The sequence below is a fragment of the Streptomyces sp. NPDC028314 genome (genome assembly GCF_055565795.1).
In genome coordinates this window covers 110,342-132,162 of sequence record NZ_JBVHTP010000022.1, presented here as the reverse complement: position 1 = coordinate 132,162, position 21,821 = coordinate 110,342, and the positions used below count along the sequence as shown (strand labels likewise).

Here is a 21,821-nt window from a genome sequence, read left to right as displayed (position 1 = left end):
GGCGGGGACCCCGTGCGAGACTTCTGACGATCCGTCAGAAGTCGAGTCAGGGAGGGGCCTTGGAACGCACACGCACACCCGTCGTGAGCGGGTGGTTCACCGGCACGGAGGCGGCCGGCGACTTCCGGCTGCTCGGGACCCGGTGTTCCGCCTGCGCCGCGGTGTTCTTCCCCCGCGAGGACGCGTACTGCCGCAACCCGCACTGCCCCGGCGGCGGTGAGCTCGCGGAGGTGCCGCTGTCCCCGCGCGGGCGCGTCTGGTCCTACACCGACGGGCGGTACCGGCCGCCCGCGCCGTACGTGTCCGACCCGGCCGTGCCCTGGGAGCCGTACACCCTGGTCGCGGTGGAGCTGGAGGCGGAGGGGATGGTCGTGCTCGGGCAGGCGGCGCCCGGGGTGACCGTGGCGGACCTGGCGGTCGGGATGGAGGTCGAGGTGGTCGGCGGCGTACTGGACGAGGATACCGCGACGACCTGGACCACCTGGCGGTTCCGGCCCGTGGAGGTGCGCTCATGACCGCCGACGTGGCCGTCCTGGGGGCCGGCATGCACCCCTGGGGCAAGTGGGGCCGCAGCTTCGTCGAGTACGGGCGGGCGGCCGCGCGGTCGGCCCTGGCCGACGCGGGCCTGGACTGGACCGACGTGCAGTCCGTCGTCGGGGCCGACACCGTGCGCTCCGGCTACCCGGGCTACGTGGCCGGGGCCACCTTCGCGCGGGCCCTCGGCTGGCAGGGCGCCCGGGTGACCAGCGTGTACGCGGCCTGCGCGTCCGGCGCGCAGGCCATCGGGGCGGCCCGGGCGCAGATCCTGGCCGGGCTGGCCGACGTGGTGCTGGTGGTGGGGGCGGATGCCGCGCCCAAGGGCTTCTTCGCCCCGGCGGGCGGGGACCGGCCGGACGATCCGGACTGGCTGCGGTTCCGGGTGCTGGGGGCCACGAACCCGGCGTACTTCGCGCTGTACGCCCGCCGCCGGATGGCCCTGTACGGGGACACGGGCGAGGACTTCGCGCAGGTCAAGGTGAAGAACGCGGCGGCCGGGGCGCTCAACCCGAACGCCCGCTACCGCAAGGCCGTCACCGCCGAGGAGGTGGCGGCCTCCGCGATCGTCGCCGATCCGCTGCGGCTGCTGGACATCTGCGCGACCTCCGACGGGGGCGCCGCGCTGGTGCTGAGCAGCATGGACTTCGCCCGCTCGCGCGGGGTCCCCGACCCGGTGCGGATCCGGGCGGTGTCGACGGTGACGCCCACGTATCCCCGTACGGTCCTCGACCTGCCGGACATCGCCACCGATTCGGTGACCGCCGCGGCGCCGGCGGCCGGCTCCTTCCGGGCCTCGATCGCCCGGGCCGCGTACGAGGAGGCGGGGCTGGGGCCGGACGACCTGTCGCTCGCGGAGGTGTACGACCTGTCCACGGCGCTGGAGCTGGAGTGGTACGAGGACATCGGCCTCTGCGGCGAGGGCGAGGGGGCCAAGCTCGTACGGGAGGGGGCGACCGCGCTCGGCGGGCGCGTCCCGGTCAACACCAGCGGCGGGCTGGCCTCCTTCGGGGAGGCGGTACCGGCGCAGGCCATCGCCCAGGTGTGCGAGCTGACCTGGCAGTTGCGGGGTACGGCCGGGGAGCGGCAGGTGCCGGGGGCAAGGGCCGGGATCACCGCGAACCAGGGGCTGTTCGGGCACGGGTCGGCCGTGGTCGCCGTGCGGTAGCCCCGGCCGTCGGCGGCTGTTGTCCGAATGCTTGACGGCCCCTGGCGGCGGGTTCACACTCGCTCCACAGCCCCGCGCCGCGACCGGGGCCCGGAACCCCCCATGAGAGCTGCGGCCCGTACCCCAGTCGGCGGGGGTACGGGCCGCCTCCATGTGCGGGCCCGGTCGCAGCGTCGCGGACCGAGGCGGCCGTCAGGCTCCGGCCGTCAGGCTCCGGCGGCGGGCCCGGGCCAGCGACATGGCGTGTTCCACGACCCCCACCAGCACGTCCTTGACCGACTCGCGGTCGCGGGCGTCGCAGAGCAGCACGGGCACGCCGGGATCGAGGTCGAGAGCCTCCCGTACGGTCACCACCGGGTGGCGGTCGGCGCCGTCGAAGCAGTTGACCGCGACGACGAAGGGGATGCCGCGCCGCTCGAAGTAGTCGACGGCGGCGAAGCAGTCGGCCAGCCTTCGGGTGTCGGCGAGCACGACCGCGCCGAGCGAGCCCTGGGCGAGCTCGTCCCAGAGGAACCAGAAGCGGTCCTGTCCGGGCGTGCCGAACAGGTAGAGCACCAGGTCCTCGCGGAGGGTGATGCGGCCGAAGTCCATGGCCACGGTGGTGGTGCTCTTGCCCTCCACTCCCCCGGTGTCGTCGATGCCGATGCCCGGTTCGGAGAGCTGCTCCTCCGTCCGCAGCGGTCTGATCTCACTCACCGCACTGACCAGGGTGGTCTTGCCCACCCCGAAGCCGCCCGCGACCAGGATCTTGAGGGTCAGCGGCTCGACCGGCGACACGGCATGCATCGCGCCGGTGCGGCTAGAGCGCCCGAAGGCCATCGATCACCTCACGCAGAATGGATTCATCGGGCAGTTCGGCCGGGGGTACCGGCCGGGTCACGTGGACGAGTTCGCCGTCGACGAGGTCGCCGATCAGGACGCGGACCACCCCGACGGCGAGGTCGAGGTCCGCGGCGAGCTCCGCGACCGACTGGGGGCGTTCCCGGCACATTCCGAGGATGTGGGCGTGTTCCGGGGACAGGGTCAGGTCCCAGACCGGGTCGTCCGCCGCGGGTTCGGCGACGACGAGCGCGATCAGGTCGAGGCGGTGCTGGCCCGCATGGCTGGTCCGGCCGCGGGTCATGGCGTACGGGCGGACGACGGGCCCCGCCTCGTCGTCGAACCAGTGTGCGTGGGTGGACTCGGGCGGTGACCCGGGGATGCCGGCGGGGTGGTCCTGGCCTGAATCGCTCATGCCGTCCGACTCACCCTCCGGCTGGCAGCCCGGTGCGCGGGGCGGTCGCCAGGTGGTCGCCTACGCGCTTGACCATCAGGGTCATCTCGTACGCGACCTGGCCCACGTCGGACTCGGCGTCGGCGAGCACGGCCAGGCAGCTGCCGTCGCCGGCGGCCATGACGAACAGGAAGGCCTCGTCGAGCTCGACCACGGTCTGGCGGACCCGGCCGGAGTCGAAGTGCCGGCCGACGCCCTTGGCGAGGCTGTGGAAACCGGAGGCCACGGCCGCCAGGTGCTCGCTGTCCTCCCGGGTCAGGTCCTTGGAGCTGCCGGTGGGCAGGCCGTCGCCGGAGAGGACCACGGCCTTGCGGATGCTGCCGACCTTGTCGACCAGTTCGTCGAGGAGCCAGTTGAGCGGGCCGGAGCCGCGGCCCCTGGTGTCGTTGCCGGTCTGCGGTGCGGTCATCGACCGTCCCCTTCGTTCTCGTATCCGGGACCGGTGGCGGCGGGGGTGCCGGCCTCGGTCTCCGTCTGCTGCTGTGCGTGCTGGTTGCGGCCCGCGGTCCAGCCGCGCTGGAGTGCGGACATGCGGCTGCGTACGTCCTCCGCGTCGCGGTCGGCGACCGTGTCGGCGGCGGCTTCGGCCGGGGCTGTGGCCTGCGAGTTCTTGAGCTGGGGCGCCAGGCTGGCCTGGCGGACCCGGCGGGGCAGGCCGCCGGGGGCCGCGGCCGGCCCGGGGGGCCCGGCGGGCTTGAGGGGCTCGGGCCCGGGAGCCGCCTCGGGCGCGCCCTGGCCGGCCCTCGCGGGCGAGGCCCGGCGGGGCTCGACGCGGCGGCCGTGCTCGGCGACCAGGGTCGGGGTGGGGCGGCGGCGGGGCAGGGGCACCGCGCCCGGGGCACGGGAGCCGTCGGGCCGGGCCGTGGAGGCCGCGTCCACGCGGGAGCGCTCCAGCCGGACGGGGCCGGTGGGGGCCAGGGGCTCCCGCTCGCGGTCCCGGTCGCCCCGGGTGCCGCCGCTGTCGCGGTCCGCCTCGGGGTTCCGGTTCAGCTCCCACTCCCCGTGCCGGTCCGCGAGGCGGTCGCCGGTCCGGTCGCCCTTCCAGCCGCCGCGCTCCGTGTGCAGATCGGCCTGCGGGCGGCCCGCCGGTCGCAGGCCCAGCAGGGCGCTGCGCGGGATGCCGCCGGGCGGGGTCTCGTCGTCGAGCGTGGCCATCGGGGGCCGGCCGCCGACCCCCGTGAGGCCCGCCATCCCGGCGGTGACCTCGTCGGGGGCCGCGGGGTCGTCGAGTCCGTCCAGCGGGTCCAGGCCCAGCAGGCCCACGGGGCCTTCCAGTTCGACGGGGCCGTTCAGCGTGCCCGCGGGGAGCGGGCGGCCGGGCGGCGCGCCCTCGACGGCGGCGGGGCCGGGCCTGCCCGGGGAGCCCTTGGCGGCCTTCGCCGCCTGGGCGGTCCGGGCGCTCTTGATCCCGTCGAGGCGGATGCCGGTGCCGTTGGTGTCGGGGGCTTCGGTGAGCAGTTCGGCCGGGAGGAAGACGACCGCGGTGGTTCCCCCGTACGGGCTGGGCTGGAGGACGACCTTGACGCCCTGGCGGCGGGCGAGGCGGCTGACCACGAACAGGCCGAGCCGGTCGGTGTCGGACAGCTCGAACTCGGGGGTCTCGGCGAGCCGGAGGTTCGCGTCGAGCAGGGCTTCCGGGTTCATGCCGAGGCCGCGGTCGTGGATCTCCAGGGTGAAGCCGTTGGCGACGCGCTCGCCGTGCACCTGGACGGCCGTGTGCGGCGGGGAGAAGACGGTCGCGTTCTCCAGGAGTTCGGCCACGAGGTGGGTGACGTCGGCGACGGCGGGTCCCTCGATGCCGATGCGCGGGAGGCGGCGCACCTCGATGCGTTCGTAGTCCTCGACCTCCGCGACGGCGGCCCGTACGACGTCCATCAGCTGGACGGGCTTGCGCCACTGGCGGGAGGGGGCGGCGCCGGAGAGGATCACCAGGCCCTCGGCGTGGCGGCGCATGCGGGTGGTCATGTGGTCGAGGCGGAAGAGGTCCGCGAGTTCCTCGGTGTCCTCGGTGCGCCGCTCCATGGTGTCGAGCAGGGTCAGCTGGCGGTGCAGCAGCACCTGGTTGCGGCGGGCGAGGTTGACGAAGACCTCGGACACGCCCCGGCGGAGCTCCGCCTGCTTGACGGCCGCCTCGACGGCGGCGCGCTGGAGGCTGTTGAGGGCGAGGCCGACCTGACCGACCTCGTCCTTCTCGAACTCCAGGCGGGGGGCCTCGGTCTCGATGTCGACCTGCTCGCCCGCCGCCAGGCGGCGCATCACGCTGGGCAGCCGGACGCCGGAGGCCTCGTGGGCGTCCTTGCGGAGCTGGGACAGGTCCCGGATCAGGTCGCGGCCGATGCGTATGGAAAGGACCAGGGAGACGATCAGGGCGATGAAGCCGAGGATGCCCGCGACGGCGGCCTGCACCAGGACGTTCATGGCGACCGGTTCGACGCGGCGCTGGTAGCGGTCGCCGGCCGCGGTGCCCATGGTGGCGAGGTCGTCGAGGACCTTGACCGCGGCCTCGTCCCACTGGGCGGCGGTGACCGCGCGGGGGTTGCGGACGGCGCCGCCGGTGATGAACCGCTCCTCGGCGTCGCGCAGCGCCTTGGTGTCGGGGCCGCTCCAGTAGTGCTCGAAGAGGTCGCGGTCGTCGGACGGGAGGACCGCGAGGTTGAACCCGTAGAGCAGGGTGCGCTCGGCGGCGAAGTCCGAGACGTGCCGGACGTCGGCCGGGCTGACGCCCTTGGCGGCCAGGGCCGCCGCGATGACGGCGTCCTCCCGGGAGAGCGTCTCGCGGGCGCGGGTGATGCCGACCAGGGCTCGGCCCTGCTTGTCCATCTCCACGTTCTCCAGGGCGTGGAGATTCATGAGGAACTCGTAGCAGGGGTCGACCAGGCGGCTGTAGAGGTCCAGGGCCTGGTTCGTGTCGAGGCCGTTCTGGTCGACGGACCGGCGCAGGGCGCCGATGCCGCGGAAGGCTTCGAGGATGGAGCGCAGCCGCTGGGCGGTCGCGGGGGCGAGCTCGTCCATCACCTCGGGGTCCAGGGCGTTCGCGGTGATCTCGCGGACGGCCTCGTCCGTGGCGGCGCGGCTCTTGGTGAGCTCGGCGGTCGCGGAGGCGGCCCGGGGGTCCCCGATGAGGACGAGGGTCTGCCGACGTTCCTTCTGGATGACGCGGACGACGTCCTCGATGGGGTAGCCGACCTTCTCGATGACGTACGCGACGTCGAGGAGCTGGACGGCCTGCCGGCCGGTGATCACCGTCGCGAAGCCCCAGAGGGCGGTCAGGGAGATGAGCGGCACAAGGAGCAACGCCACGATCTTCCGGCGGATGGACTTCCCGCGAAAGCGCATGGCCTCCCCAGCCTCCCCCAGCTCAACCCCGTTGTCGGGGGGTCGGTGTTCCGTCATTTAAACGGCGTGAGCCTACTACTGCCACCGCGCACCTTCGAAGGCGTGTCCGGACGTTTTCGGCCGGACTCCCGGGCGAAGATCACGAGTTGTCCGGTTGATCCGGTCAAGTCCGGCCCGATATGTGGCACATGACACCTGGTGGGGCGTCAGTTCCCACAACACGATGGATGGCTGGAATTCTTTCTTCCGCGACGGGAAGACGCTGGGAAGGAGTCCGGGATGCGGGAATCTCCCGGCTCTCCCGATCGTCTGTCTGTGCGAGGGACACTTTGGGGTGGACTCGTGCGGATCGTCACGGTCGGGCAGGCATGGCGATCCGCGCGGTGGGGAGTGAGCGGACCATGAGGATGTACGAAGAGGACGGCGCGATGGCGGATGCGCCGGGGCGCGGGCTGTGGGTCGAGGAGCCGGCCAGGCGGCGTCGGATGCCGGACCCGGTGCGGACGTCAGCGGTGCGGGCGGTACTGATCGTCTCGGTGACCCTGACCCAGGCCACGATCGCGTTCTTCCTGACGCTGACCGGGTCCTGGCTGGCGCTCCCGATGGGGATCGGCGCGATAGCCGCGACGGTGGTGGCCACCTGGGGCGTGCTGGACGTACTGATCACCCGGCAGATGTGGAACCAGCGGTACGGGGTCGTGTCGGAGCCGAGCAGTTCGGCGCGCGGCCGGCGCCAGGAGCGCCGGCGGGTGCGGCAGGAGGCCGCTCCCGGACCGTCCGGCCGGGCGGCCCGAATACGGCGGACCGCCCCCGGCCGGGGCTAGCCCGTCTCGGCCGAGGCCTTCTTCGGGCCTGGCGGGCCGGGCCGGGGGCGGTGGTGGGGCGCGGTGGGGCGCCGGCCGTCGCGGTGGTCAGGCACCTGCCGTGGAGCGCCGGTACATGCGGGTCGCCGTGATCTCGCCGTGGATCGTCTCCTCCCCCGGGGACTGCTGGGGCAGGCCCGGGCGCAGGTGCTCCTCGACGCTGATGTACTTCAGGCCCGCGCGCAGGTCCGCGTCGTTGCGCAGCCGGATGACCAGCGGGAACTCCGCGAGGGCCGTGGTGTCGAAGAGGCCCGTGGTGTAGAGCAGCTGGACACCGAGCGCGTCCGAGACGGCCCGCTGGAGCTCCAGCAGGTAGGTGGCGTTCGCGCGCCCGATGGGGTTGTCGAGGAACAGCGTGCCGGCGTGGCGGTGCTTGTCGCGCCCCCGGTCGTTGCTGCGCAGCGCCGCCATCGTGCAGTACAGCGCGATCGCGGCGGTCAGCAGCTGGCCGCCGGAGAAGACGTCGCCCATCTGGCCGACCGGGACCCGCTCGGCGCGCAGCACCGCGTCCGGCTTGAGGATCTCCACGGCGATGCCCTTGGGCTCCAGCGCCGCCTGTACCCCGCGCAGCAGCAGGGACATGCCGTCGCGGCGGCCTTCGCCGAAGGAGGCCGTGCTGTTCTTCTTCACGGCCGCGCGGGTCGCCTCGTCGATGACCTCGCCGAGCCGCTCGGTGAGCGTGGCCTGGTCGGGCTCCTCGAAGCGGATCCGCAGGAACTCCTGGCCCGACCACTCCCCCAGGCCTTCGGGGAGCTGGGAGAGCCGCTGGGCGGAGCGCAGCGTGGCCAGGGCGGACTCCACGAGTCCGCGCAGCCGGTCCACGATGCTGTCGCGGTTGCGCTCCAGCTGGGCGAGCTCGTCGGTGAGGACGCGCAGCCGCGGGGCGAAGGCGGTGGCCCAGGCCGCGGCGTGCTCGGGCAGGGCGGAGGCGGGCAGTTCGCGGATCTGCTGGCGCGCGGGGGTGCGTACCTGCTCGTAGCGGTTGGCGTTGGCGTGCCGGACCAGGATGTCGCTCGCCTCGCGCACGGCGGCCTCGGCGGCCGACAGGTCGGCGGCGCAGCCGCGCAGGGAGCGGCGGGCCTCGGCGGCCGACTGGCGGGCCTCCTCCAGGGTGCCCGGGTGGGACGCGGGCTCCTGCTCGTCGTCCGGGTGGGCGTGGTCGCGCAGCAGGTCCCGGAGCAGGGCGGCGGTCTCCTCGAAGCCGCCGGCGCCGTCCTCGGCGGTGCGGTGGGCGCGCAGCAGGTCGGCGTGGGCGGCCCGGGCGGACTCCAGCGCCACGGTGTGGGCGGCGAGCTGGGCGGTGGCGGTGCGCAGGAGGGCCTGCGCCTGTTCGACGTCCTCGGGGATCAGTTCCTCGGGGAGTTCGGTGTGCGCCCCGCCCTCGGCGGGGGCGTGCCGTTCGGCTTCGCCGCGCAGCCGGCCGAGCTGCTCGCTCGCGGCCGTGGCCCGTGATTCCAGCATCTGCACGAGGGATTCGGCGCGGGCGGCGGCAGCCTGCCGGGAGGGGCCGTCGGCGCCGTCGGTGCCTTCGAGGAGCTGGGCGGCGCGGGTGCGGACCTTGTTGGTGAGCCGGTCGAGTTCGGCGAGGGCGGCGCTCTCGTCGCTCTCGGCGCGGGCCTGTTCGGCGCGCAGGTCGGCGCCCACGCCGACCTTCTCGTAGAGCCGGGAGGCGGCGCGGTAGGCCTCCCTGAGGTCGGGCAGCGGGGCCTTGGGGGCGCCGTCCTGCGCGGGCAGGGGCTCGGGGGCGCCGGCGATCTCGGCGCGCTCGGCCCGCAGGGCGCGCGCGGTGCGGCGGGCGTCGTCGGCGGCGCGCTGGGCGGCACGCCGGTCCTCGTCGGCGGCGCGCGCCCGGTCCAGGCAGACCTCGGCGCGGGCCTCGGACTCCGCCGCCTCGTCGGCGAGTTCGCGGAGCCTGGCCTGCCAGCCGGCGCGTTCGCGCAGCCGGTGGGCGAGGCCGGCGAGCGCGTCGGCGACCCGGCGGGCCCGCTGGGCGGTGTCCTGGCGTTCGTCGCGGACGCGGGCGGCGTCGGCGGCGGCCTCGTCCGCCTCGGCCCGTACGGTACGGGCCTCCGCGAGCTCGGCGTCGGTCTCCTCGGCGAAGGCACGGGCGGCCGCGGCCTGCTCCGCGAGTTCCGCGAGGCGGCCGGGCGGGCATCCGGTGCGCCAGGAGGCGAGCCGGGCGGCGAGTTCACGGTCGCCGGAGAGCCGGGCGGCCAGGTCGCGGATCTCGGTGTCGCGCGCCGTGGCCCGGGTGCGCAGCGCCTGGCGCTCCTCGTCGGCGGCGTGCTCGTCGTGCATGGCCGGGTTCGGCGTGACGATGAAGATGCCGGAGGCGTCCGCGCCGGCGTCGGCGGGCACCGGGGCCAGCAGGGCGGCGGCGGTGCCCACGGCCACCGTGGAGCGGGGCAGCAGCGCCGCCCCGGACAGCACCTCGCGGGCCCGCGCGTGGGTGTCGGGGTCGGTGATGACGACGCCGTCGACGAGTTCGGGGCGGGCGGCCAGGACGGCGGCGTGGTCGGCGGGGGCCACGGACTGGGCGAGGTAGCGCCAGCCGGGGAGGGCCGGGATGCCGTGTTCGCCGAGGTACTCGACGGTGGCGAGGACGTCGGGGCCGGGCGGCAGCAGTCCGCCGTCGCCGAGGGCGCCGAGGATGCGGGCGTCGTCGGCGGCGGCGGTGCGCAGGTCGAACAGCTGGCGTTCTGCCGCGGCGACCCCGTCGGTGAGCAGGGTGCGCAGGTCGTCGGCGCTCCGGTCGAGGTCCTCGACCGTGAGCCAGCCGGCGGCCCCGGGGTGGCCGGCCGGCGTGCGGAGGCCGGTGGCTGCGGGCGCCGCGCCGGGGCCGGAGCCGATGGCCGCCGCCGCGCCGGGGGTGGTGGCGGCTGCCGCGGAGCCGGAGCCCGGGGCCGGGGTGCCTGAGGCCGCGTCGGAGGGCCGCGGGTGCGGGAAGGCCGCGCCCGGGGTCGAGGGCAGGCCCAGGAGCTCGGCCAGGCGCGGGGCCTGCGCGAGGGAGGCGGCGGCGCGGGCCTCGGCCCCGTGGGCGGCTTCGGCCGCGTCGGCGGCGTCCGCGGCGCGGGCGGCGGTGAGTTCGGCGCGGGATTCGGCCGCGGCGGCCTCCCGGGCGGCTTCGGCGGCGGTGCGCGCGACTTCGCGGGACTCCTCCCAGGCGGCCACGGCGCTCTTCTCGGCGTCACTGGCGGCCAGAGCGGCGCGCGCCGGGTCGGCGTCGGGAGCGCAGTCCTCGAGCCAGCCGGCCCGGACGGCCTCGGCGGTCTCCTGCTGGACCTCGGCGAGGCGGGCCCGGAGGTGTTCGGCCTCGCTGCGGGCGCGCTGGGCGGCCGTGGCGGCGGAGGTGGCGTCGCGGTGGGCGGCCTCTCCGACGGCCTGGAGCTCGGCGGAACGCTCCTCCTCCTCGTTGGCCAGGGTCTCGCCGTGCTCGACGGCGGTCTGCAGGGCCCGTACGAGCTCGGTGGCGGCGGTGGCGCGCGCGGCGAGTGCCGGGGCCGCGTCGCGTTCGGCCTCCAGGATCGCGGAGGCGACCCGGGCGGAGCGGTCGGCGGCGGCGCGGTGGCGCAGCACGATCTCGGCGGCCTGCCAGGCGGAGTGCAGGGTGCGCGCTTCGAGGAGTTCGCGGCGCTGGGCGGCGGCTGCCTTGTCCGCGACGGTCAGGGCCAGCGAGGCGTGCCGGTAGGCGAGTTCGGCGGAGACGGCGGCGCTGCGGGTGCGGGCCGACTCGGCGGCGGTGACCTCGTGGGCGGCGCCGGTGACCCGCTGGGCGAGGTCGGCGGCGCGGCCGCGTTCCTCGGCGGCGCGGGCGGACAGCCGCCGGGCGAGGGTGCGCGTACGGCGTTCGGCGCCGGCGTGGACGTCGCGCAGCCGGGAGCGGGTCCCGGCGGCTTCGACGATCCGGGTGAGCAGGTCCACGGAGCCGGCGGTGAAGTCGCGTTCGGCCATCAGCTCGGCGCGGCGGCCGAGCTTGTTGCCGAAGCCGTGGACGAGGTCGGCCAGGCCGTCGGTGTCGCGGGTGTCGGTGACGGCGCGCAGCAGCAGGTCGGTGAAGTCGGAGTCCTTCTTGACCGCGAAGAGTCCGGCGGCCTCGCCCTCGTCGGCGTTCATCTCGCGCTGGTAGCGGAAGAGTTCGGGGTCGAGGCCGAGTTCGGTGAGGTGCTCGTTCCAGCGGTCGTGGATCTCCTCGAAGTACACCTCCAGGTGCGGGTACGCCTTGCCGGCCTCGGTGAGGGCGTCGCGGAAGCCCTTCATCGTGCGGCGGCGGCCCTGCGCGCCGGAGGCGCCCTCGACGGACGGGCGTACGGCGGTGGCCTCCGCGACCGGGAGGTTGTCGAGGCTCAGGCCCGGGCCGGGGCGGAAGGAGTACCAGGCCTCCGCGAACTTGCGGGGGTCGTTGGAGACCTGGCGGCCGCGCCATTCGCTCACCTTGCCGACGACCACGCACTCGCCGGTCTGGGTGTGCTGCCACTCCAGCGCGACGTGGCCGCAGTCGTCCGCGAGGAGGAACTTGCGCAGCACGCCGGAGCTGGCGCCACCGAGGGTGTTGCGGTGGCCGGGCAGCATCACCGAGAAGATCAGCTTGAGCAGGACGGACTTGCCGCCGCCGTTCTCCAGGAACAGCACGCCGGCGGGTGCGGGGCGCCGGGGCGGGCCGGTGGGCTCGTCCTCGAAGAACTCCGCCTGGGTGGGCGCCGGGTGGGGCACCGGCTCGCCGACTCCGCGCAGGTCGAGCACGGTGTCGGCGTAGCGTGCGCCGGCGGGCCCGATGGAGTAGAGGCGGATCCGGGACAGCTCGTACATGGCGGCGGACTCTCGTGGTGGCTGGGTGGCGCAGGGCGTACGGGGATCAGGGCTCAGGCGTGGAAGGGCAGGCCGGCGTCTGCGGCGAGCTCCAGGTCGTCGCCCTCGGGCGGCGGGAGGAGGGTGGCGGAGCCGTCGCTGACGGGGACCACGCCGAGTTCCAGGAGTTCGGCCATGGCCGAGCTGCCCGCCATGTCGCGGACCTGGAGCTGGTAGCGGGGGGTGGTGCGGTAGGTGCCTCCGGCGTCGTCGCCGGTGCGCTGGAGGAAGCCGGATTCGGTGAGGAAGGCGGCGGCCTTGCCGACGATGCCGGTGGTGGAACCGGCGAGGCGGCGGGCGTCCTTGGTGGCGCCGGTGGCGGAGCGGCGGGCGTAGACCCGCCAGGCGGACTCCAGGCCGGGGGCGTCGGAGGCGGGGTCGGTGTTCTCGCCGAGCTCCTCGGCGCGCTCTTCGAGGCGGCGGCAGGTCTGCCGGACGAAAGCGTCGACGCCGTTGACGGTGATCCGGCCGATGTAGCCGTCGTCGGCGAGGTCCTCGGGGCGGGGGAAGGCGAGGGCGGCGACGGCCAGGTGGGCGAGGCCGTGGAGGAACCGGTCGCCGCCGTCGGCGGCGGTGCGGCGGGCGTAGTCGCCCATCCGGACGGCGAAGACGGAGTCCTCGTCGGCGGCCACGGCCATTCCGGCGCGGGTGGACACCTCCAGGACGACCAGGCCGAGGCCGGTGGCCACGGCGTCGGCGAGGCGTCCGAAGGCGGGGTCCTCGCGGTAGCGGCGCAGCAGTTCGGCGTACTCGGCGTCGCGGGCGGGCAGCAGCTTGGGCTGGAGCCCGAACGCGACGAGCCGGGCCGCGTCGGCGGCGTCCGCCGGGGTCACGGGCGCGGCGGCCGCGGTCGGAGCCGACGCCGCGTCGGGCTCGCTCCACGCGGTGTGCTCGGCGTGGTGGTCGCTCACGGGTTCGACTCCTCGGCAATGCGGTACGGGTGGTGGGGGTCTCGGGGCCGGCCGGCGGGGTGGCCGTCGCGGTGGTCGGCGGCGGAAGGCCGCGGTGCGGGCGAGCCGGCGGCGGAAGGCCGCGAGCGGCGCGAGCCGGCGGCGGAAGGCCGCGGTGCGTGCGGCGCCGGCGCCGGGTTTCCCGTTCGGCGCCGGGCCGGGGCGGAGGCGCTCATGCCGCCTCCGTACGGTCCGCTGCCATGGCGGCGGCGTCGAGGAGGGCGGTGCCGACGATCAGGTCGGCGCCGCCGAACTCCGGGTCGACGAGCTCGGTGCCGTCGTCCACGGCGAACAGCAGCCGCTCCTCGCCCTGGCGGTACGCGGTGCCGACCGCCGGGCTCGCCGCGTGGACGGCGAGCAGGGCGACCAGGTACGGCAGGTCGGGGTCGCTGCGGCGGGCCTGCGCCAGCAGACCGGACAGCCGGCGCGGGGCGTCGTGGGGCAGGTCCAGCAGCTCCATGGCGGCGGCCAGCTGCTCCTCGCTGAAGCGGCTGTCGTCCGGGGTCGCGATCAGGTCGGGCTCCGGCATTTCCACGCCGAGGTGTTCGCGCTCCAGCGGCGGGGTCAGCAGGATCTCCACCAGGTCGCAGACCCGCACCGACACCGGTGTGCGCAGCCCGGTGCCCGCCGCGAAGAAGGCGTCGGTGACCCGGACGGCCTGCTCCAGCGGCAGCGGCAGGACCGGCGCCACGAGTTGCCCGTACAGGTCGATGCCCGTGCGCGGCGCCGGGGCGGCGAAGGCCTGGCGGTCCTGTTCGGCGCGGAAGAGCGGGCCGGCGTCGAGCAGCCGGGACTGGAGCTGGGTGTGGCGGCGGATGCAGTCCTTGACGATGTCGACCAGTTCGGCGGCGCGCCGCTTGTTGTCCGGGTCCTCGGCCTCGTCGCGGGCCTTGCGGATGTTGGTGAGGATGGCGTTCTCGTGCCGGTAGCGGTCGGCCACGTGGTCGAGGGCCTCCGCGATCATGTCCGGTACGGCTTCGAGCCAGTCGACGGCGCGGACGTTGCGCCGCGTGGCGTCCAGGGTGCGGCGCAGGGTCTCGGCGTACTGGACGGTGCGGTAGCGCGCCTGCTCGGCGGCCAGCTGGGCGTCCGCGAGCCGCCCGCGGCTGATCAGCACCTCCAGCTTGACCTCGGCGGCGATCTGCGCGCTCGTGACGTCGGTGTCCAGGGCTCCGACCAGCACGTTGACGGCCTCGTCGGTGGTGCGCAGGTACACCGCGCCGCCGTAGCCGGGGACCTCTTCGATCAGCTTGAAGTCGTAGTCCCGGCGGACGTACACGCCGTCCGGGCCGAACGTGCCGTAGATCGCGCGGAAGCCCCGGTCCACGCTGCCGACGTTGATCAGGTTCTCCAGGACCCACCGGGCCACCCGCTCGTGCTCGGCGGCCGGACGGGCGGGGGCCTGGGCGGCGACGCGCGGCAGCAGCCTGGCCACTATCTGCTCGTGGTCGGCGCCGGTGTCGAAGTCCATGTTGAGCGTGACCAGGTCGATCGCGGACAGGGCGACCTCCGCCATCGCGTAGACCCCGTACTCGCCCGCCAGATTGGCCTTGCGTACGTCCAGGTCGTGCAGCGGGGCGGTGCAGGCGAGGGCGCGCAGCCGACGGGCCAGGCCCTCGTCGGCAGCCGGGCCCGGCGCCGGGGACGGAAAGGTCTTCGCCGGGGCAGGGAGAGTCACGACGGAAAGACTAGGCGCTGACACGGACAACATCCCAAACGGCATGGTTCGGCCGGATCGTCCCCGGGCCTCGGACGAGATCGTCCCCGGGCCTCGGGATCCGCGGGCGGGAGCTGTTCTACGCTCACCGCATGGCTTCCATGATCACACCGATGGCCACGTCCGCCGAACCACCCGTGATCGACCTCAACGCCGACCTCGGCGAGGGGTTCGGGCGGTGGACGCTGACCGACGACGAGGCGCTGCTGTCCGTGGTCACGAGCGCCAACGTGGCCTGCGGTTTCCACGCCGGGGACCCGTCCATCATGCGCCGGGTGTGCGAGCTGGCCGCGCGGCGGGGGGTACGGATCGGGGCGCAGGTCTCGTACCGGGACCTGGCGGGTTTCGGGCGGCGGTCGATGGACGTGCCGCCGGATGAGCTGGCGGACGAGGTGGCGTACCAGATCGGGGCGCTGGAGGTGTTCGCGCGGGCGGCCGGCTCCCGGGTGTCGTACGTGAAACCGCACGGAGCGCTGTACAACCGCACCGTGCACGACGCGGGCCAGGCGGAGGCCGTCGTCGCCGGAGTGCGGCTCGCGGCCGGGGCGGCGGGGCTCCCGGTGCTGGGGCTGCCCGGGTCGCTGCTGCTGGACGCCGCCGGGCGGGCCGGGCTGGAGCCCGTGCCGGAGGCCTTCGCCGACCGGGCCTACACGCCGGCCGGCACGCTCGTCCCGCGCGGTGAACCGGGGGCCGTGCTGCACGATCCGGACGCCGTGGTCGCGCGGGCGGTACGGATGGCCGCCGAGCGCTCGGTGGCCGCCGCCGACGGCTCACCGGTGGCGGTGCCCGCGCGTTCGCTGTGCCTGCACGGGGACACCCCGGGTGCGGCGGGGCTCGCCCTGCGGGTGCGCGAGGCGCTCGGCGCGGCCGGCGTGCGGGTGGAGGCCTTCGCGTGAGGGCGCTCCCGGTGGGCGGCGAGGCGCTGCTGCTGGAGGTGGACTCGGCGGACGCGGTGGCGGCGCTCCATGCCGAGCTGCTGCGCAGGCGCCCGGAGCTAGGCGGCGTACGGGAGATCGTGCCCGCCGCGCGGACCGTGCTGCTGGACGGCGTGGCGGAGCCCGGCGCGCTGGCGGCCCGGATCGCCCGGTGGGAGGTGCCCCCGCTGGCGGAGACCGAGGGGCCGCTGGTCACCGTGCCGGTGCGGTACGACGGGCCGGACCTGGCGGAGGTCGCCCGGCTGTGGGGCGTGGGGGCCGGGGAGGTGCCGGGGATCGTCGGGGCAGTCGTCTTCCGGGTCGCGTTCTGCGGGTTCGCGCCCGGCTTCGGCTACCTGACCGGGCTCCCGGAGGGCCTCCACCTGCCCCGGCGCGCCACGCCCCGTACGGCGGTCCCCGCGGGCTCGCTGGCCCTCGCGGGCGAGTACGCGGGGGTGTACCCGCGCTCCTCCCCCGGCGGCTGGCAGCTGATCGGGTCCACGGAGGCCGTGCTGTGGGACCCGGAACGGGAACCGGCCGCGCTGTTCGCGCCCGGGATGCGGGTGCGGTTCGAGGAGGCGGGGCCGTGACCGGACTGCGGGTGCGGTTCGAGGAGGCGGGGGCCGTCACCGGACTGCGGGTGCTGCGGGCGGGCGCGCTGACCACGGTCCAGGACCTGGGCCGCCCCGGGTACGCGCACCTGGGCGTACCCCGCTCGGGCGCGCTCGACGCCGGGGCGCACGCGCTGGCCAACCGGCTGCTGGGCAACGCCCCGGACGCGGCGACGCTGGAGACGACCCTGGACGGGGTCGCGCTGCGGGCGCTGGCCCCGTGCACGGTGGCGGTCACGGGCGCGCCGTGCGCGGTACGGGTCTCGGGGCGCCCGGCGGCCTGGGGTGCGCCGGTCCTGCTGCGTGCGGGGGCGGAGCTGGATGTCGGCCGGGCGGAGCCGGGGCTGCGCAGCTATGTCGGGGTGCGGGGCGGGTTCGCCGTGCCGGCGGTGCTGGGCAGCCGGTCCACGGACCTGCTCTCGGGGCTGGGGCCGGCGGTGCTGTCGGCGGGGGCGGTGCTTCCGGTGGGGCGCCCGGGGCCGGATCCGGTGGCCGGGGCGGATGCCCTGCGGGTGCCCGGGGTGCCGGGGGCCGGGGCGGCGTCGGAGCTGGTGCTGCCGCTCAGGCTGGGGCCACGGGCCGACTGGTTCGAGGCGGCTTCGGTGGCCCGGCTGTTGCGGGCGGCGTACACGGTGTCGGCGAGGTCCAACCGCATCGGCCTGCGGACGGAGGCGGGCCCGCCGCTGGTCCGCGGCCGGGGCGGGGAGCTGCCGAGCGAGGGGATGGTCCTGGGCGCGGTCCAGGTCCCCCCGGACGGCCTCCCGGTGGTCTTCCTGGCCGACCATCCGGTGACGGGCGGCTACCCGGTGGTGGGTGTGGTCCCGCCGGGCCCCGCGCTGGACGCGGCGGCGCAGGCGCGGCCGGGGGTACGGGTGCGGTTCGTGTGAGGGCCGGCTCCCTGCGGGGGCTCCGTACGGGGCTCCGCTCCGTACGGGGAGCCGGTTCCGGGGAGCCGGTTCCGGGGAGCCGGTTCCGGAGAGCCGGTTCCGGAGAGCCGGTTCCGGAGAGCCGGTTCCGGAGAGCCGGTTCCGGAGAGCCGGTTCCGGAGAGCCGGTTCCGGAGAGTCGCTCCGTGCGGGCAGCCGCTTCATGCGGGCAGCCGCTTCATGGGCGGAGCCGCGGGGCGGGGCGGGCCGGCGGGGCCCGGGGCCCCGTGATCGGCGTCCGGGATCCGGCGCTCGGGGTTCCTCGGAGCCTGCGACCCGCCCCCGCGCCTCCTACACCGCCGATTCCGGCGCGATCCGGCTGCGGACCGCCGACTGGACGTCCTCCTCCTCGGCCGGGTCCGCCGCCAGGCGGCGCAGCCTCGGGGCGACGCGGGCGTCCGCCGTCTCGGCGTGGCGGGCGGCCACCTCGCGGGTGGTCTCCTCGCAGTCCCACAGGCATTCCACCGCGAAGCCCGCCGCGAAGGTCGGGTCCGTGTGCGCCAGGGCCCGTGCCGCGCGGCCCCGCAGGTGGGACGAGGCGGTCTCGCGGTAGATGTGGCGCAGCACCGGGGCCGCGCAGCCGATCGCGAGCCGGCCCGCCCCGTCGACGAGAGCGAACAGTCGTTGCGTGTCCGGGCCGGAGCCGCGGACGGTGGAGCGCAGGGCGCCCAGGACGAGCCCGGCGTCGCCTGCTTCGCCGCGGGCCGCCAGGAGGGACGCGGCGGCCGCTCCGAGGGCGTCGGGGCGGTGGACCCACAGCCGGGCCCGGTCGACGGCCGCGGGGCCGCACATGCGCTCGTAGGCGGCCACGGCGGGCTCGTCCCCGGCGGCTTCGATGAGGTCCAGGACGGCCGGGTTCTCCGGTTCGGCGAGGACCAGGTGGTGCAGGGCGGTGGCCCGGGCGGCCTCGCCGGAGGCGCCGGCGGCGGCCGCGAGGACCGCCGGGCGGTCCTCGGGGGCGGCCACGGCGGCCAGGCAGCGGGCGGCGGGGACGTGCAGCGGGGTGCCGCGGCGCAGTCCGTCGGCGGCCCAGTCGAAGACGGCCTGGACTCCCCAGCCGGGCTGGGGGCCCTTGGGGGTGAGCTGGCGCTGCCAGCGGTCGAAGGAGCCCTGCTGGCGGGCGGCGCGCAGCCGCTCCCCGTACAGGGCGGACTCCTCCCACAGGCACCACGGCCGGGGCTCGTACGCGTCGCGGACGGCGGCGGCCAGCCGCGCCTCGCCCTCGGCCGTGGCCGGGAATCTCGCGAGGACCGGGGTCGCGAGGGAGCGCAGCCCCTCGTCGTCGTCGCGCAGGGCGAGTTCGTCGAGGGCCCAGGCCCAGTTCGCGCCGGAGGCGGCGTACCGGCGCAGCAGCATGAGCGCGTCGTCACGTCCGTACGAGGCGAGGTGGCCCAGCACGGACAGGGCGAGCCCGGTCCGGTGGTCCTCCTCGTCGAGGAGGTCGTCGGCGCTGAAGAGGTGGCTCTCGATCTCGCCGAGGGGGCCGTCGAGATCGAGGTACAGCCGGGCGTAGTACAGCGAGCGGTTCTCGACCTGCCAGTCCTGGCGCGGATCGCTGATCACGCACTGGTCGAGGGCCGCGAGGGCCTCCGCCCTGGGCGCCGCGAGTGCGTGCAGCGTGCCGTCGCCGCGGCCCCTCTGGAGGAGGCCGAGCAGGGTGCCGCTTGGCGCTATGACTGGATCGAACATGGGAATGGCCTCAAATCAAGCTGGGGACGCAACCGGGAATCGGGATTCACAGGGCCGCGTAACAGCATGTGAGGACGTTCGCCGTCAGGTTCCGCTCGATGTAGACCATTGCCTTCTCACTCTCGTCGGTGCTTCGCGACCACGGCGGCCGGTGCGGCAGGGGATGGGTATGGACACCTGGTGTGTCCAGCCCGCTCCTGCCCGTCCGTCATGTTCGCGAATCGAATCCGACGCCATGATGACCCAGGCGGTTTGTGCGCCGCGACCACATTTACGGCCGCCGTGACCAACCCGTGAGGTCCGGGACCGGTCGGACCTTGCCAGGTCACGGGCAAAACCGGACTACTTGGCTCCGAAGAGTTCCAGCAGGTCGGCCTTGGCGAACATGCGGGCCGTGTCCACGGCGGAGGGCGTTCCGGCGCTGGGGTCGGCCCCGCCGGCGAGCAGCGCGCGGATGACGGCCTCCTCGCCCTTGAAGACGGCGCCCGCGAGCGGGGTCTGGCCCCGGTCGTTGGCGCGGTCGGCCTCGGCGCCGCGGGCGAGCAGGGCCGTGACGGCTTCCGCGTGGCCGTGGTAGGCGGCGAGCATGACGAGGGTGTCGCCGCGGTCGTTGGTGAGGTTCGCGGGGACGCCGGCGTCGAGGTAGGCGGCCAGGGTCTCGGTCTCGCCCTGGCGGGCGAGGTCGAAGATCTTGGTGGCCAGTTCGATGACGTCCTCGTCGGGAACGTCCTGCGATCCGGCGCCGTCCTGGGTGCGCTCACTCATCGTTCGTACCGCCCTTCACTTCGCTGCCACTGGCAAGAGTTTCCCCAGGCCGGAGGGCAGGGGGACGCACGGCACTGCGTCCGTACGGGTGAATCGCCAGAGTAGCGCCCGGGCCCGCACATGGCGGGGGCAGGACGAGGCAAAGATCACCCTTGACCCCCTTCGTGCCCGGCGCGCCAGCCGGGCCGGTCCAGTCAAGTGAAAAATGCCGGGATTCACTCGGATGCACCTTTTGTCGCATTGATACTTTCTGTGAGCCTGGAAGAACTGATGGTGACCGTCCCCACCCACCAGGAGAACTTCTCATGGTCCTGTCCATCTCAGGTGTCGTCCTGCTCGGAATCATCTGCTTCCTCTTCTTCAAGAAGGACGGGATGAAGCTGACGCACGCGTTCGTCTGCGCGCTCTTCGGTTTCTTCCTCGCCGGCTCCGCCATCGCCCCGAGCATCACGGCGAGCACGGCGAGCCTCGCGAGCCTTCTCGGCGGGATCAAGCTCTAGGCCGCCCCGACCGCACCGTCCCCGCCCCACCACAACTCCAGGAGACGCCCGTGGCCCGGCGCCCACTTCCCCGCATCCTCAGCAGCGGCACCGTGTCGCTGGCCCGGGGCCGCGACTTCGCTCGCACGGCCGCCGACAGCGCCACGGACGTCCTCCACCCGCTCCTCACCATCGGACGCGGCCTGCGCATCCTGGCCTCCGCCGGGCGGCGCAAGTGGGCCGAGACCCCCAAGGACAAGCGTGGTCCCGCGCTGTTCCTGGGAGTCGCCTGCGCCCTGGTGGTCGCGCTCGTCCCGTACGGCCCGCTGATCGCCCTGGTCACGCTCATGGCGGCAGCGGCCTGGCAGGGGCGCGACCGCACCCCGGCGAAGACCGGGCCCAGCGAGGCCGAGACCGAGCGGCTCGGCTCCCTCTACGAAGCCCTCGTGCCGTACTTCTCCATCCCGGAGGACCCGAGCCCCCTCTTCGCCCACGGCGGGAGCTGGGACCAGGCCTTCAGCGGCTACGAGTTCGACGAGGCGGGCCGTGTCACCCGGCTGCGCATCCGCTACCCGGCCTACTTCACCGACGGCGAGGCCGCCTCACGGACCCGGATCGAGACCCTGCTGCACGCCAAGTCCGGGCGCGGCCGGGAGTACCTCTTCGACTGGGACGAGGAGGGCAACCAGCTCGACCTGCGCGTGCTGGCGGCGCTGCCGACGGGGATCGCCGCCCAGCCGTTCGTGACCTCCCCGGGTGAGACCCTCCTGGGCTTCACCGATGCCGGCAGCGTGCAGCGCACGCTGCCCGTCGTCGACGGGGACGAGCCCCGCGACATGCCCCCGGTGATCTGGCGCACCGGCTCCCGCTCCACCGAGCCGCACCTGCTGGCCGTCGGCCAGCCCGGCAGCGGCACCTCGACCCTGCTCCGCTCCATCGCCCTCCAGGCGCTGCGGCACGGGGGCGACGTACTGATCGTCGAGGGCGGCGGAAGCGGCGAGTACGCCTGCCTGGCGGGCCGTGCGGGCGTCCTGGCCGTCGAGTGCGGCCCGACCGGGGCCCTGGCCACCCTGGAGTGGGCCGCGCACGAGACGGAACGGCGGCTGATCGCCACCCACCGGGCCCGCGAGTCGGGCAGGCCCGCGCCCGAGGACACCCGGCGCCCGATGTGGATCCTGCTGGACCGGCCCAGCGTGCTCGCGCACCTCGCGGCCGCCGACGGCCGCCCGGACCCGCTCGCGCAGCTCCAGGTGCCGCTGCGGCACGGCCGGGCGGCGCACATCACGGTGGTGGTCGCCGAGCAGTTCGACCACCTGGAGCTGCTCAACGACGCGGTCTGGCAGCACACCCGGGCTCGGGTGGTCCTCGGGTCCGCCGAGGTCCAGCAGATCGCGGACGTACTGGGCCTGCCCCCGCACACCACCCCCACGGGGCAGGTGCCGCCGGGGCGGGGGTACGCGCGGCTCGGCACGGGCCCGGTGCACCGCGTGCAGGTGCCCGCGACCCCGGACCCCTACGACGACGCCACCCATCCGGCGCACCGCCAGGCGGTGCTGGAACTGCTGCCGGAGCGGCGGGCCCCGCACGAGGACGGCCCGGACCCCGTCACGGCGCCGGAGCCGCCGCACCTCGCCCAGCCGCCGGCCCAGGCGCAGGGCCCCTCGATCGACGCCACGCAGATCCCGGAGGCCGAAGCCGTCCCGGCCGAGGCGCCGCGCGCCCGCGGACCGTGGCCGCTGGGCCCGTAGGGCC

17 protein-coding genes are annotated in these 21,821 nt (G+C 75.2%); 8 read left to right on the top strand and 9 right to left on the bottom strand.

Annotation, left to right across the window (positions count from 1 at the left end; all coding sequences use genetic code 11):
• Positions 1-59 precede the first annotated feature (59 nt).
• Together ACZ4TG_RS35900 and ACZ4TG_RS35895 are read left to right on the top strand one after the other, a co-directional pair.
• Positions 60-515 carry a Zn-ribbon domain-containing OB-fold protein gene (locus tag ACZ4TG_RS35900; protein WP_468171815.1) on the top strand — a complete coding sequence of 152 codons (456 nt, stop codon included), beginning with the start codon at positions 60-62 and terminating at the stop codon, positions 513-515.
• The gene (locus ACZ4TG_RS35895) at positions 512-1,702 is read left to right on the top strand and encodes a lipid-transfer protein (RefSeq protein WP_468171812.1); all 1,191 of its coding nucleotides are present in this window, start codon (positions 512-514) and stop codon (positions 1,700-1,702) included. The genes ACZ4TG_RS35900 and ACZ4TG_RS35895 overlap by 4 nt, the downstream gene beginning before the upstream one ends.
• A gap of 192 nt (positions 1,703-1,894) precedes the next feature.
• Here the strand turns inward: ACZ4TG_RS35895 and ACZ4TG_RS35890 are convergent, their stop codons facing one another.
• The 4 genes from ACZ4TG_RS35890 to ACZ4TG_RS35875 are packed head-to-tail and all read right to left on the bottom strand — an operon-like array spanning position 1,895 to position 6,311.
• The gene (locus ACZ4TG_RS35890) at positions 1,895-2,521 is read right to left on the bottom strand and encodes a GTP-binding protein (RefSeq protein WP_468171809.1); all 627 of its coding nucleotides are present in this window, start codon (positions 2,519-2,521) and stop codon (positions 1,895-1,897) included.
• Positions 2,502-2,936, bottom strand: a complete 435-nt coding sequence (locus tag ACZ4TG_RS35885) for a DUF742 domain-containing protein (protein ID WP_468171806.1) — start codon at positions 2,934-2,936, stop codon at positions 2,502-2,504. The genes ACZ4TG_RS35890 and ACZ4TG_RS35885 overlap by 20 nt, the downstream gene beginning before the upstream one ends.
• A 10-nt stretch (positions 2,937-2,946) precedes the next feature.
• The gene (locus ACZ4TG_RS35880) at positions 2,947-3,384 is read right to left on the bottom strand and encodes a roadblock/LC7 domain-containing protein (protein WP_384227328.1); all 438 of its coding nucleotides are present in this window, start codon (positions 3,382-3,384) and stop codon (positions 2,947-2,949) included.
• Positions 3,381-6,311 (bottom strand): sensor histidine kinase, encoded by a 2,931-nt coding sequence (locus ACZ4TG_RS35875; protein ID WP_468171802.1) that lies wholly within the window; start codon positions 6,309-6,311, stop codon positions 3,381-3,383. The genes ACZ4TG_RS35880 and ACZ4TG_RS35875 overlap by 4 nt, the downstream gene beginning before the upstream one ends.
• A 401-nt stretch (positions 6,312-6,712) precedes the next feature.
• Here ACZ4TG_RS35875 and ACZ4TG_RS35870 point away from each other — a divergent pair, with 401 nt between their 5' ends.
• On the top strand, positions 6,713-7,135 hold the full coding sequence (locus ACZ4TG_RS35870) for a hypothetical protein (protein WP_468171799.1): 423 nt from the start codon (positions 6,713-6,715) through the stop codon (positions 7,133-7,135).
• A gap of 87 nt (positions 7,136-7,222) precedes the next feature.
• Here ACZ4TG_RS35870 and ACZ4TG_RS35865 read toward each other — a convergent pair whose 3' ends face one another.
• From ACZ4TG_RS35865 to ACZ4TG_RS35855, 3 genes are all read right to left on the bottom strand, one after another.
• On the bottom strand, positions 7,223-11,980 hold the full coding sequence (locus ACZ4TG_RS35865) for a hypothetical protein (protein WP_468171796.1): 4,758 nt from the start codon (positions 11,978-11,980) through the stop codon (positions 7,223-7,225).
• Positions 11,981-12,033: 53 nt separating this feature from the next.
• Entirely contained in the window at positions 12,034-12,930 is an 897-nt protein-coding gene (locus ACZ4TG_RS35860; RefSeq protein ID WP_468171793.1) for a hypothetical protein, read from the bottom strand.
• A gap of 211 nt (positions 12,931-13,141) precedes the next feature.
• Positions 13,142-14,692, bottom strand: coding sequence for a hypothetical protein (locus tag ACZ4TG_RS35855; protein WP_468171791.1), 1,551 nt, complete (start codon positions 14,690-14,692; stop codon positions 13,142-13,144).
• Between the two features lie 131 nt (positions 14,693-14,823).
• Between ACZ4TG_RS35855 and ACZ4TG_RS35850 the strand changes: the two genes are divergently transcribed.
• Genes ACZ4TG_RS35850 through ACZ4TG_RS35840 form a run of 3 tightly spaced genes read left to right on the top strand, consistent with a single transcriptional unit; the run spans position 14,824 to position 17,098 of the window.
• Positions 14,824-15,582 carry a LamB/YcsF family protein gene (locus ACZ4TG_RS35850; protein WP_468171860.1) on the top strand — a complete coding sequence of 253 codons (759 nt, stop codon included), beginning with the start codon at positions 14,824-14,826 and terminating at the stop codon, positions 15,580-15,582.
• Complete coding sequence (locus ACZ4TG_RS35845; protein WP_468171788.1) at positions 15,579-16,190, top strand: 5-oxoprolinase subunit B family protein; 612 nt, start codon at positions 15,579-15,581, stop codon at positions 16,188-16,190. Before ACZ4TG_RS35850 ends, ACZ4TG_RS35845 begins: the two co-directional genes overlap by 4 nt.
• Positions 16,187-17,098: a 5-oxoprolinase subunit C family protein gene (locus ACZ4TG_RS35840; protein ID WP_468171785.1), complete on the top strand. Its 912-nt coding sequence runs from the start codon at positions 16,187-16,189 to the stop codon at positions 17,096-17,098. Before ACZ4TG_RS35845 ends, ACZ4TG_RS35840 begins: the two co-directional genes overlap by 4 nt.
• A 329-nt stretch (positions 17,099-17,427) precedes the next feature.
• Here ACZ4TG_RS35840 and ACZ4TG_RS35835 read toward each other — a convergent pair whose 3' ends face one another.
• Positions 17,428-18,825 carry a HEAT repeat domain-containing protein gene (locus tag ACZ4TG_RS35835; RefSeq protein ID WP_468171782.1) on the bottom strand — a complete coding sequence of 466 codons (1,398 nt, stop codon included), beginning with the start codon at positions 18,823-18,825 and terminating at the stop codon, positions 17,428-17,430.
• A gap of 342 nt (positions 18,826-19,167) precedes the next feature.
• Positions 19,168-19,590, bottom strand: coding sequence for an ankyrin repeat domain-containing protein (locus ACZ4TG_RS35830; protein ID WP_468171780.1), 423 nt, complete (start codon positions 19,588-19,590; stop codon positions 19,168-19,170).
• 305 nt (positions 19,591-19,895) lie between these two features.
• Here ACZ4TG_RS35830 and ACZ4TG_RS35825 point away from each other — a divergent pair, with 305 nt between their 5' ends.
• Together ACZ4TG_RS35825 and ACZ4TG_RS35820 are read left to right on the top strand one after the other, a co-directional pair.
• A complete protein-coding gene (locus ACZ4TG_RS35825; protein ID WP_007262923.1) occupies positions 19,896-20,090 on the top strand; it encodes a hypothetical protein in 195 nt (64 codons plus the stop codon).
• Between the two features lie 50 nt (positions 20,091-20,140).
• Complete coding sequence (locus ACZ4TG_RS35820; protein ID WP_468171777.1) at positions 20,141-21,817, top strand: P-loop NTPase family protein; 1,677 nt, start codon at positions 20,141-20,143, stop codon at positions 21,815-21,817.
• The last annotated feature ends 4 nt before the right edge of the window (positions 21,818-21,821 follow it).